General features: G+C 38.0%; 10 protein-coding genes and 1 pseudogene. 10 read left to right on the forward strand and 1 reads right to left on the reverse strand.

Translation table 11 applies throughout. The annotated features are described in order from the left end of the window. Nucleotides 1–57 precede the first annotated feature (57 nt). The 6 genes and pseudogenes from ACFO1S_RS22445 to ACFO1S_RS22470 form a co-directional block, all read left to right on the forward strand. Complete coding sequence (locus ACFO1S_RS22445) at nucleotides 58–1,308, forward strand: replication-associated recombination protein A (protein ID WP_204601931.1); 1,251 nt, start codon at nucleotides 58–60, stop codon at nucleotides 1,306–1,308. A gap of 1,213 nt (nucleotides 1,309–2,521) precedes the next feature. Then, complete coding sequence (locus tag ACFO1S_RS22450) at nucleotides 2,522–2,698, forward strand: hypothetical protein (protein ID WP_204601711.1); 177 nt, start codon at nucleotides 2,522–2,524, stop codon at nucleotides 2,696–2,698. A gap of 56 nt (nucleotides 2,699–2,754) precedes the next feature. Next, complete coding sequence (locus tag ACFO1S_RS22455; RefSeq protein WP_204601710.1) at nucleotides 2,755–3,072, forward strand: GNAT family N-acetyltransferase; 318 nt, start codon at nucleotides 2,755–2,757, stop codon at nucleotides 3,070–3,072. Nucleotides 3,073–3,219: 147 nt separating this feature from the next. Further along, a complete protein-coding gene (locus ACFO1S_RS22460) occupies nucleotides 3,220–4,572 on the forward strand; it encodes an SIR2 family NAD-dependent protein deacylase (RefSeq protein ID WP_204601709.1) in 1,353 nt (450 codons plus the stop codon). A gap of 87 nt (nucleotides 4,573–4,659) precedes the next feature. Continuing rightward, nucleotides 4,660–4,830, forward strand: a complete 171-nt coding sequence (locus ACFO1S_RS22465; protein WP_204601708.1) for a hypothetical protein — start codon at nucleotides 4,660–4,662, stop codon at nucleotides 4,828–4,830. Between the two features lie 306 nt (nucleotides 4,831–5,136). After that, nucleotides 5,137–5,277, forward strand: a pseudogene (locus ACFO1S_RS22470) (cytochrome b6); the annotation flags it as partial. Nucleotides 5,278–5,921: 644 nt separating this feature from the next. Here ACFO1S_RS22470 and ACFO1S_RS22475 read toward each other — a convergent pair. Further along, nucleotides 5,922–6,914 (reverse strand): DGQHR domain-containing protein, encoded by a 993-nt coding sequence (locus ACFO1S_RS22475; RefSeq protein ID WP_204601707.1) that lies wholly within the window; start codon nucleotides 6,912–6,914, stop codon nucleotides 5,922–5,924. 141 nt (nucleotides 6,915–7,055) lie between these two features. Between ACFO1S_RS22475 and ACFO1S_RS22480 the strand changes: the two genes are divergently transcribed. The 4 genes from ACFO1S_RS22480 (at nucleotide 7,056) to ACFO1S_RS22495 (ending at nucleotide 12,571) form a co-directional block, all read left to right on the forward strand. Next, a complete protein-coding gene (locus ACFO1S_RS22480) occupies nucleotides 7,056–7,406 on the forward strand; it encodes a helix-turn-helix domain-containing protein (protein WP_204601706.1) in 351 nt (116 codons plus the stop codon). Between the two features lie 305 nt (nucleotides 7,407–7,711). Continuing rightward, nucleotides 7,712–9,364, forward strand: a complete 1,653-nt coding sequence (locus tag ACFO1S_RS22485; protein ID WP_204601705.1) for a dsDNA nuclease domain-containing protein — start codon at nucleotides 7,712–7,714, stop codon at nucleotides 9,362–9,364. Next, the gene (locus tag ACFO1S_RS22490) at nucleotides 9,364–9,915 is read left to right on the forward strand and encodes an ABC-three component system middle component 1 (protein WP_204601704.1); all 552 of its coding nucleotides are present in this window, start codon (nucleotides 9,364–9,366) and stop codon (nucleotides 9,913–9,915) included. Before ACFO1S_RS22485 ends, ACFO1S_RS22490 begins: the two co-directional genes overlap by 1 nt. Next, the gene (locus ACFO1S_RS22495; protein WP_204601703.1) at nucleotides 9,890–12,571 is read left to right on the forward strand and encodes an AAA family ATPase; all 2,682 of its coding nucleotides are present in this window, start codon (nucleotides 9,890–9,892) and stop codon (nucleotides 12,569–12,571) included. Before ACFO1S_RS22490 ends, ACFO1S_RS22495 begins: the two co-directional genes overlap by 26 nt. The last annotated feature ends 233 nt before the right edge of the window (nucleotides 12,572–12,804 follow it).

Genomic DNA, 12,804 nt, shown 5'->3' on the forward strand with positions numbered 1-12,804 from the left:
AAAAATCCATATTGAAAGGAGGGGGGGGATGTGTATCAAGAGCCACTAGCGCATAAAATGCGGCCGACAACCATTGATGAAGTTATTGGCCAAAGACACCTGCTAGGAGAAGGTAAACCAATCAGTCGCATGATAAAAAACAAACGTATTTCCTCCATGATCTTGTTTGGTCCACCTGGCATTGGCAAGACTTCGATTGCGGGCGCGATCGCCAACAGCATATCTATCCCCTTTATGAAGTTAAATGCTGTAGCTTCAGGAAAGAAGGACTTGGAGGATGTCGTCAAGCAAGGCAAAATTCTTGAATGTTCGATTTGCCTTTATGTGGACGAGATCCATCGGTTTACGAAAACCCAAATCGAATATCTTCTGCCATATTTAGAATCCGGAGAAATCGTGTTGATTGGTTCTACAACAGAATCGGTCATGCATTCTTTGCCTTCGGCTATTTTATCGCGCTGCACAATATTCGAACTGAAACCGTTATCGGTTCAGGATATCAAAGTAGGATTAGAGCGAGCTTTAAAAGATCGTGATAGAGGATTAGGCTTTTTCTCTGTTCGTTTTGATGATGATGCCTTTGATCATATCGCTGCAGTGAGTGGTGGCGATTTGAGGGCAGCACTAAACGCACTTGAAGGGCTGGTCATTTCTAATATTGAGATTGGGTACAACATCGAAACTGTAATTACGATGGAAAAGGTTGAAGAAGCGCTCAATAAAAAGAGCATGGGGTATAACGGGGAGGACACGTTGTACAATCTCATGAGCGCATATCAGAAAAGTTGCAGGGGCTCAGACATCAATGCTGCGATGCATTACCTAGCTCGTGTGCTAGAGTCAGGAGATCTCGTAACGATTTGCAGGCGCATACTCGTCATCGCTTGGGAAGATGTTGGACTAGCTGACCCTAATGTGGGGAATATCGTGCTTAGTGCAGTGCTGTCAGCAGAGCGCCTGGGGCTGCCAGAGGCACGCATACCGCTTGCGGTTGCAACATCAGTCATTTGCCTTACCCCGAAATCGAACACTGCTTATACTGCCCTGGATCGTGCATGGGAGGATATTCGTAAAGGTAAGGTTGGTGACATTCCTGATTTTTTGAAAGACGCACATTACAATGGTGCTTCTCAGCTCGGTCGCGGCATCGGATACAAGTACCCACATGATTTTGGAGGCTGGGTTGATCAGCAGTATTTACCCGACGTGTTGAAGGACACGGAGTACTATGTTCCAAAAGAAAGAGGCGCGGAAAAAGCATTTGCGGCTTCCTACAACAAGATCAAAGAACTCAAGGGTAAAGGATGAATAGGGCCGTCCTAAAAGTAAGTTTCAGCTCATTTTGAGAATAGCTCGCTAGCAAGAAAATGACTCGAATTAGAAAAATGGCGGCGCGAGGGAGACTATCCCCGCGTCGCCATTGCACGTTTGTGGCCTTGTACTGCTTTCTTCAGCAAGGTATGGGCAAACGAAAGCCATCCGACTTCTAGGCTTACCTTCTGCAGGCCGCAAGGCAGAAAGCGTGGAATCTCCGGTTGTTTTTCATTTCATTTGCCCAAATACACTTTCCGGTTCGATCATCCTCCGAACCGATAACGAATGACATCCTCGCTTCAGTGCTTCTTCCGCACCTGTTTTTAAAACGCTAGTTCCTCCAGTTGACTCTGATTTCCCGGTTTCCTGCCGCCTTCGTGCAGGCACTCTTCAGTGGGCACTCTCGCAGCCCTCGCTTCGAAAATGCCGCTTCAGAATTACAAATCCGCTTTTCGTTGTTTCCTTGGTCTCATATCAGAAAAGCAATTTCCGTTTCTCATGCTGAAACTATGGAACGATAGAGCATGACTTGTACATCTTTTCACACCTTGAAATTCTAAAAATACTGTCTTGACATCTTGTGGCACCATAATTTGGCACAGGATCAAATCAGCGATATTCTTCGGGCTGAGAGAAAGCTGGAGATTGGTATTGCCATGAATTTCATTTGGCAGAAGGTCGAAGCCTATAAACGACAGCAAAGTCTATAGCTGAATTTGAAGGCTTTCAAATGGACTGTTTTGTAGGGATGGCTGCTTTAGGATATGTAAAACTACGAGGTTATTAATTGATATTCGGGGTATCGAAGGGCAGTAGCCTTTTTGTCTTGCCGATTTTGACCACTTTCTCCACAGAACCCAGTCAATCCACTAAGCAGGTTTGAACTCTATTTACCTAAGAGAAGTCTTTATCGACTTCTCTTTCATTTTGGGCTGAAACAGTTATACAATTCATAACATCGACTTATGCCCAATATAGAGTAGGTTATAAAAATCAAATCCTATTTATAAAATTCGCAACCCGCTTAGCTGCACCGAAGTCCGTTTTATAGAATCATGAAGGTAGTTCTATAAAACTAAGCCGGAAGCCACTTGTCTTTTGTATACTATGTAGAATCTGGTCGAAATGAGGAAGGTGTTCGAATTGGAAGTGGAGAATATTTACTATTATAGATTCAGCGAATAGCAATGCAGAAGAGAGTGATTATGTGGCAAAGAAAAACAACCCTCTTGATGATAAAAGCTCAAAGCAGCTCCCCGAGATATTGAAGGGTTTGTTTGGAGGTAGCGATCCGTTGACCATGTTGATGAGGGAACACAAACCTATCCCATTGAAGAAAAAGGGCGATATTGAGTATGAAGTCAGATGGCACACGACCGATTAGAAAAGGCTGGACATAAAGTCATTCATGTCGATCAGAATCGGTTCGGGGAGAACGTCATGATCTACCGCTTAATGTATGATGACGGTCAGGATGATGAGAACATTACTTTAAGAGTAAAGGTCATCTCTAAAGGTGGGGTAAGAGTGCCTGACTCGAACGTCCATGTCCACGTAGAGAACAAGCATATGGAGATCGCGGATATTAAAAATGAAGGAGATCGGGTTAACAGGGGTTATGGTTCGATCATGATGACAGGTTTAATGAAACTAGTCCAAGAGATGCAAATCAGAGTCATTACCGGATGGATTTCCTCAGTAGATTGGGGTCACATCGACAGATCAGAGCATTTTTACAGAAAACATGGTTTCGACTGAGACCTTAATCATGGAGCCAAAAGCGGCAAGATTAAATGGGTCAGTCACACGCTTGCTGCTAACCGAGAAGAGTTAGAGGATGAGAATTTCGTATATTAATTTGTTGGTAAATCCGGAATGAACTATCTTTGATTTGGAGGATGTAATGTGAGTTATCTGGATATTGCTGTAGCCCTGGAGAATAAAAGCTTAACCTTATTAGTTGGGACAGGATTTAGTATGTATATGACAGATGATTCTGCTCCTAGTTGGGTTAGTCTACTTGTCGAGTGCTCGCAACGACTTGAGGATGATTTAAAGACATTCAATGAATTATTTGTAACAGATACACAGTCAGGTAGGATACGTGGAAAGTTTGAACTTACGATATGTGCTCAGATTCTAGAGCGTGAACTTTTTCGAAGAGGAAGAAGAATTCGTGAAGAGATAGCAAGTATAATAGCTCAAAGAGTTAATATTGGCACAATTAATAACGACCACTTACTATTTATTCGAGATTTCTTCTCGCAGAATTCGTCTATTAATGTAGTTACCACAAACTATGATACACTTTTCAGTGATTATATATTACCTGAGAATAATCGAATATTTGCTGAAGGAGTACCAGTTGGGAGAGATAATTCTGGATTGAACATATATCATGTTCACGGGTCAATTGTAAATCCGGCTTCTATTGTGCTCACAATGGATGACTATTTTAGGTTTCAGTACAGGGATAGCTACTTCTCTAGAAAACTATACACACTCCTCCAAGAAACAACTGTTGTTATTCTCGGATATTCTCTTGGAGACTTTAATCTAAACCAGATACTCAATGAAGCCAAAAATACTAAGGTAAAAGGCAGAAAGAAAAACGATATTTACTATATAACCAGAGATCAGATTGATCATGCCATACAAAGCTATTATCTTGACACCTATGGTATTGAGGTTATTCAAGAGTCAGACTTAACTAGATTTTTCTATGAAATATCTGAGAATCTAGAAACGGCAAGAAATGTAGTTGAGGCACAACGAAACATAAAGACAGCAATTCTGAATGGTGAGGTTGTTAAAGATGATTTAAAGTCAAGGCAGTCGTTTGACAACATTATCAATTGTCTTGTTAATATGGGAATGCATCTAACTTCGGATCGATCATTAAGCTTTTTGCAGATGGTCTTCATACATAAATGGGAGCTGACACAAGAACGAAGTGCTTGGGAGCAGTATGTCCATTTTGCTAATTGGCTTATTGATCTTGCTTCTGAAGTTCCGCTAAGAAATACGAGCTTCAAGGATGAGTTTTTAGGGCACGTGTATAGTTCATTAAGGAAAATGAGTAGAGAGTTATATTTGGGTTTTTCTTGGCAGGCATTCACCGCTTGGGATTCAAGATGGTCTGAGATGTTATTGGATAACAGGGAGTTAATAATTGAACATATTGATCAAGAATACTTTGATCGAATTAACTGTATTGGTGATATTAAAACTAGACACGATCAATCGATGTTGTTGTGAACCCTACTAAAAAGGTAACTGTTGGAGTATATTTACACCGTATAGCAAGATTAACAGCAACTTGTTCAAAGTTGTACGCTGGAGGTCATGATGCTAACAGAAAACGATGTGATAGCGGCAGTTTGCAACAAGCTCGAGCATATGGGCTTCGACATCAAACAAAAGCTCCATACTTCGGAGCCAGGTATTGATATTATTGCAGTGAGGGATGGCTTCACCTTATTGATTGAAGCTAAGGGTGAAACGAGCGTCCTATAGTCCTCCAGACGTTTTGGCAAACCTTTCGACCAGAATCAGATAAAGAATCATATTGGCAAAGCTTTACTCACAGCATCCAAGTTGGCTTCCCAATATCAAGACTCAAGCAGGGATGGTATTGCTATTGCCCTCCCCTATAATAATGGTCATTGAAAGGTTATCAGTGAGATCGAGTATGCCCTGAAAAAGCTAGGGGTATATATATTTTGGGTTAAGGACTCAGACACAGTCGAAATCATGTTGAGTTGAACGTCTATGGAGGATTGTAAGTCAATGAAGCGACCAATTATTCGAGCGTTGATAGTCGGGTTAATTTTTGTCATCTCGTATTATGTATTTCAAATATTACGCGGCATGTACCTCACTTTTAATTACGTGCCTGACATTATCGAATCGTATGATTCAGTTGATTACCTGCAGCACAAAGTTTCTTTTGGTATTTCAGTTGACCCAACAAGGATATTAATCGAGGTTTTGGGTTTGCTGTTGCTCGGCATGTCTACTTATTTTGTTGTGAGAAAGGTCAGGAGTAAGAAATAAAAATTGCTATTAAATACGCTTAAGGATGGTGAACAAATGAGAGCTTGGGTGAACATCGACTTTCCTTTGAATACATACACTGTCCACCTCGACCATGATGTATGTCCTCATGTCACCGAAATGAAGCAACGAACTGAGCTTGGATGGAAGAAACAGCAAGGTATAGGAAGTTGGAAACCGTTCCGCTCAAAAGAGGAAGCTCTAGATATCTACGATCTTAGCCACAAAGAAAAGCTAACCCTAATTGAGTTTAGTAACTGCAAGTAAAACAATTGAAGAGGCAGTACAGAATTCGCATGTTGAGTTCTGTACTGCCTTTTTGTATTCACGGAGATTGTAATAATTCAGCAGTTGTCAGGACATCAAACGTATATACACAGTCAGACATGATCGAATGAGATTTTTAACGAGACTTGAAAGTAACTATATCCGTTATTCGGATATGATGTGTGAACGTGATACCGATCCAAGGCAAAGAGAACTTATTACGGAAAAATTCAATGCCCTAAGATTCAGGATGTTCTTTCTGTTGAAAGAACAACTGCCCCTCATTAATTAGGGAGCATTTGTTCTTTTAAGTCGGAAGCAAGCGTTCTTGAGCCACTCATTCCTTTTAGATAACGAAGTGGGCCTTGAGCAGACCAGTCAACCGACAATTTTTTTATATATTTTGGAATGGCTGCTAGATCAACGTGCTTTTTGCCTACCGGCATACAGTTGAGCAAAATCTGATGCCCAACCATCGAGAGCGCATCAAGACATACGATATGTGTTAGCCGGTATTCTTTATAGTCGGACCATTCTGCGAGGAATGTTTGACGAATTGTATCGTAAAAGGCAAGTGCAATGGTTAATTTCTCCTGTCTTGCTAAACTGGATATACGGTAGTCGGCCGTCAAGAGATGCAATGTGCGATACACATTTTGCAGAGTGACATGGCGACCTTTGCTCCGTTTTCCTATGATGGTCCCTATATTGTAAAACGGACTCTCTTTTCGCACCATCAATTGAGTAGCGATCCAACTAATCTCATCCGAATCCCGACGTAGAAATTTACTCAAAGAAGGTCCAATTCCTTTTGCTTTCGTGTTTATTGTATCAAAAAGCTTAATTTCTTCGTCCTCGTCCAAGGAATGAAAAGCTAGAAAAGGAACGTTGAGATCAGAATGCGTCTCTTTGATATATTTCTGTATTCCACCCATACGATGCTGCCCATCCATCAGAGAAGCCTTGCCTTTACAAAGTAGTCGCCCATAAGAAGACCTTTGTTTGTCGTAGGCGACAAATTCCCAATTCGCAGAGGCATTTAACAATATGGGGGTGAAAAGCGCATCTTCACCTTTGGACAAGTAGGCAGAAAAGTCTTCGCAACGTTTTAGATCAACGGGGCGTTGATACCCTTTCCCACCTGGCATATCATACGGCTTTACATAGGTTAATTGGATTCCAATAGACGCAGGAAAATGGCTCTGATACGCAACTTTCCCTCGCATTTTGCATTGTATTACATTTTCAATAACGATTTGATTCGCAAGTAAATTCATGATGTCCTCCAAAAACAAGAGTCAGTTCTAAAGTTAAATATAGATTCTATATGATCTAAAATCAAATGGATATAAATTCTTTGAGTGTATTCAACTTAGATGTCAACTTACCTACTCTTTTATATGAGAGGTGATGGACGCATGTCGAAGTTGGCTGCACATGTTGGAACAAAGATTCGAATGTTTCGTAAGAACAGGGGATTAACGCAAGAGCAGTTAGGGGAAAAAGTCCAACAACCTCAGTCTTATCTCGGTGGTATTGAACGTGGAGAGAAAAACATATCGCTAGACACAATAGATAAAATTTCGAACGCATTAGGAATTCGGCCGGTAGATCTATTTAGCGCTTATCCTGAAACGGGAAGAAAGAATGATGAAGAAAAGCTTGCTGATGCAATAACGCTTTTACTGAAGAGTCGTAGTGTTGGTGAAATCAAAGTTATTTTGAAATTAATTGAAGATGTACTTAAGGTTTTTGACTCAAAAATATAACGTGAAGTGGCGACGGGAGTCGCTGCTTTTTTTTTGTAGAAATAAAAGGACTAAGTAAATTTGTCAAACTAGCCATTACAATTTCTTGAAGAGGGGCGTTAAATGGTGGATACAATTTGAGGGTTGACCAGTTCCTCTGTAATCTGTTTTTAGTATCGAAGAAGGAAAAATAGATGTTTCAGTATTCATATTTTGGAGTCTTTTGGAAGGTATTTGTCTTACGGTGTCGAATACGAATTATTAATGTTACTACGGTTAAGTAGCTTTGAAGTTACAGCAAAGAACATTAAGGGGTTTAATTCACTATGGATAAATTAGAGAAAATTATTGCTTACTATATTGAAAACCAAGAAGATAAAAATGTTGAAAAAGTAACATTTTTACAAGAAAACATAATTAAAAAATCAAGCGATGAGATCGCTGCTTTACTTGCAAACGTAGTACCAGAAGAATCTGGAGGAATTGTTTCAATTTCAGGTTTTTATTATCAATTTTTAGTTGCAATTGAATACATAATAGACATGCTCATGGACAAGTGGGATTACATTTTTATAGAGCATCTCGATGATATCGTGGTTGGAAAAGATAATTTGGTAAGGTTTATCCAAGTAAAGACTAGTGTGAAAGTAACGATGGATGCAACTACTAGCCCCGCATCGGGATTGTACTATCGGACACCAATAGCGGGGAGAACGGAAAGAAAAAATAACAGTTGGATAGACAAATTGTTATCTAAGGCGGAACTGCTCCAACAAAAAGATGGATATACCACTCAATTCCAGTTGTATTCAAGTTATCATTTTATAAAAACTAATGGGTTCAATGTTGATGTGTATACAGGAAACTCTAACTACGATATGGACATCGCGGATAATGATCATTTACTTTCAAAACTCAGTGCTCCTGTATGTGACAAAAATGACGAGTGTTATGACTATGAAATCAGATGCGGAGAAAAGCCCAAAGAGCTTCTAAGGAGATTTTACTTGCATACCGGTATGGGACTCCAGAAATTAGAGGTGTTTGAGAATCATTTATGTATGAGGCTTAGCGAATGGTTATTCCATGATGTTGGGGATAGGGTGAAGGTCCATCCCAAAGATCTGAACACATTAATCGGTCACTTATGCACGAGATGTACATACAGAGACAGCTCAGAAAGGTTACTTATTACCAGGGACAAACTGGAAAAAATTCTAGACGGAATCAGAACAAATTGTCTAAACTCAGTTGAGCAAACTACCGAGAAGCACGGCAATATGTCTGCTGTTTCTAAAATTATTGATTCTATAGTCTGTGAGATTGAAAATTGTGCTCATGCATCTGTATTTAAAGATAAATTATATACCTACCGCGAGTACCTTCAACAATGGGTTGATGACGGAGGAAACATTCGATCTCTGATCGAGCGATATGTGGATGGTACTGTTAAAAGCTCAGCTTATGTCGATTTAAATGAATTAAACAGGCAGCAAAAATTATACGATTTTTTCAATATTGTGTTCATCATGATGATTGTGAAAGACTCCTTTTTGGAATTCACAAATTCGAATAGCTTAATAATAAAGAAATGTACTGTATCAAATCTTCTTTTCTCATTTTTAAGCTTGGAATCAAGAAGTAATTTACAGGCAGGCTTACGGAAACTTGAATCAATAATACAACAATCCGACACAAATGATCACCTTTACTTTTTGGACAAGTCGCTAAGAATTGTGTTTCAAAATTATATGGACAGGGGATTTACGCAAACCGTTCGCCATGAAATTAAAAGTTCTCCGGAGATTCAGCTAAAAGGAATCGAAGACGAGCAACCGCTTAATAAAGTAACGTACCTGGTCGACATCATGCCAGGAAAAGAAATTAATGACGACTTTGTGGAAGTCATGGACAGCCAGGATTGTTTTCGGGATAAAATGCAAGAAATTTGGAATAAGTATTGCAGCGAGGTGAGTTGATGGATATTTTTAATGCAACACATAACAGATTACTTGAGAATGGTTTTGACGTTTATGACGTCAAAGAAATCGAAAATCTAAGTGCCACCTTTTATAAATCTTCTGTAAACAATGTGGTGTTAAAAAAACTGCATTACAGCGAAGAAATAAGTTCGATAAAAACATTCACAATGGAAATAAGATCAATTTTGTTAGAGGGCAACGAAAATATATGGAATACATATTTGCTATTTTGCTTAGGTAGTGAAATTGATTTAGAAACAAACTACAAGATTGAACGAGACACTAAGGCGCTCCGAAAATACGCAATATGTAGTGAATTGGACTTGAACCGTGTTCCATTTTTAGACGAATTTAGATTAATTAAGAAGCCGATTAAGAACGAAGTAACGTTAAATGATGAAAGTGAATATCTACAAGAAATCATTCGTTTACTTCAAGAAAGTGATGGGAAGCAGAATAAATTAAGCGTGGTTCAATTGGATGTACTAATAAATAAAATAATAAAAATGGTGGAGCAGCGCTATGAAAATAGACAAAGTAATACTTAAGAATTTCAGGAATTATCACGGGGAAGTTTCATTTGATCTGACGAGAAAAATAACTATTTTGCACGGAGATAACGGTTTTGGAAAAAGTTCTTTCTTTGACGCAATTGAATGGTGTTTTACAAGTAAAATTTCTCGCATGAACGGCACGGACACAGAAATAAAAAGGGATATTTTTAACAAACGATGTATAGTTCAAGAGAGTGAGACTCTACTGGTTTCTATCGAATATGAAGGAAACACATTAACTCGATGGTTCAATATAATTGGAAATGAACATGGAAACGATTATGGGAATACTCAGGTTGCCTTGACGAGTAGTGATGGAAAAACTTATCGGGGGCAAGTTGAAGTTGAAACATTCTTAAAACAAGGTACTTTAGATCAGACAAGTTTTGTGCGCGGTAGTTTTGGACAACTAATAAAACAAACATTTATATTATCCCAAAGTCAAGTCGCAGATTTTGTTACATCTGATGAGCCTTCTGAACGATTCAGAGCGTTAGCAGACATCATGGGATTCAGATCTCTACTAAATGAATCTGATAACATGAAGAAAATACATACTTCTTTAATCAATCAATCTGAAGTTATTCGTAATCAAATTATCTTACTTGAAAATTCAATACAAGGGAAGGAAGAAGTAAAAAAGGAAGTCGATATTTTTGAATTTAATAGGAGACTATTGGATATTGGTATTGGTACTACCGAGTTTAACAATAATTTAGATGCTCAAATTGTTCAAACTAACATGTTGGCATTGGCTGATAAAATTAACGCCGAGAAGTTTTTAGAACTTTACGAAGAGATGAACTTAGTACGTTTCGACACTGTCAACATAATTGTAAATCAAATGTCTGAGAAAGAAGCAATTCATCATAATTTAAAAAATAAAGAGGAAGAAGTAAAAGAATTATTGAAGAGATTAAATCAGAGAACAAGCTCCCATATAAAAGAAAGGGATAATATTCAGAAGTACAATCAGACACGAACGATTATTCAAGAAAAGGAGCGAGAATTAGCGTCGGTTGACGCGGGGACTTTAGACTTGAATAAAGTCAGAGAAAATCTTAGTACTTTGAGGAAACAGGCTTCTTCCATAGAATTTGCACTGTCTTTTCAAACTACAATAGTGCAAAATGTGGAACAACAAAAAAGACTTCCAACTAACCGTGATATTTCTATAAAAAAAGAGGCTTCTCTGAGAAAAAGAAAAGAAAAACTGGTAAGCCTGAAAAAAAAGCTATCTTTTGTTATACAAGAAAATAAGGATAATTTACTCCTTCAACTTATTTTAAACGTAAAAAGTATAAAGGATTATGTTGTTGCAAATAAACTTGAGCAATGCCCAGTGTGCTCTTCTACTCCTGAAGAGAACCTGGAGTCTTGCATTGATCATAATATTCTTTTATATACAACAAGGTTAGATGAGGATACTTCTTATGTTAGTAAGGCCATCTCATTAAACAATAAGATTTCTAATAGGTTGGCTAGAACGGATGAGAGAATTAACCAAACAAACAATAACATTACTAAAATGAATTTAGAATTAGAACGTTTAATAGAGGAGTACAAAAATTACAGAAATAACGATTTATTTTCTGAAGAACTGAGTCAAGTGGCAGCTGCGGATTTAAGAAATGAGTTAAGCAACGTAAGAGACGAAATTATTTTGCAGCAAAAAATCATAGAATTAAAGATATCTCTTGAAAAACTGAAAGAAGAATTGAAGGATCTTGGTAGTGAGGCTTCTTCAAAGAAAATTAAAACAGAAAACGAGGTAGAGCAGTCGATTGAACGATTAACCAGAGCAAAAGGCAGAGTAGTAAAACATCGGAATCAATTAGAGAGTAATATTCAAAAACTTTATTCTGATATTCAGGATGACCAAATTATTTTAAAGCGTCTGCAACCATTTTTAAAGCCGGAGCAATACGATATTCCACTCCAATCGTTAATCTCAAAAAATAAAGAGATAATCTCCAATAATGAGCGGAAGATAAGCAGACTAGCAGATATAAACCAAGTGCAATACGCAATTAAGCACAATCAGGAAATTCAAACTCAAATTCAAGAAGTCAATAAAAAAATTGAGGATCTTAACAACAAAAAAAGTGAGATTGATGGTATTGCAGATTCTTTGAAAAATTACAAAATGAAGTTGTTTGACTTCTTTGATTCTGATATAAGAGATTATTTGAATAATAATAATTCTCCTATACAGAAGTATTACAGGTATTTAAATCCGCTTCCATCTAATAATCTTATTCACTTCGACGGTTCAGATGAAAAACTGTTCATTAAGGTTGTTTTTAAAGATAGATTTGAAGAAAGTAATGCTCAGAATATTCTGAGTTCCGGACAATTAAATGTACTAGCGATTTCTATTTTCTTAGCAATTAATGAAGCTCAAAATATCAATGCTCTCGATTTTATCGCAATTGATGACCCCATTCAAAATATGGATGATGTAAATCAGTACTCAATTTGCGATGTGTTAGGTCAAATTGATAAGCAAATTATTTTTTCTACACATGACCTAGACTTTGTAAAACTATTTTTGAAAAAGAATGAGCATAAGAAAGACGATATGCAAGTTTTCAGTTTTAATAGCCCGTTTCTTACGCAGAATAAAATACAACATTTCCTATATGAATAGATCCTAGTCACTCGTCCAGTTAGTGCTTGTAGTTTAAGAGCTATCCTCCTTATAATCTTTGACGTTTTTATTAAAGTAACGTGCCCTACTTTGTATATACATATTATTACAATCAGGATATGGAACCATCAGAGTGGCAGTGGTGCTTCCGGTGGTTTTTGCTGAGGTGAAGACAGAGAACGTCGTCTCAATCCTGGGGGATGATCAATAGAGAGTGGCCGGCACTTTCCACC

Source organism: Cohnella boryungensis, assembly GCF_042651945.1.
Lineage (GTDB): Bacteria > Bacillota > Bacilli > Paenibacillales > Paenibacillaceae > Cohnella > Cohnella boryungensis.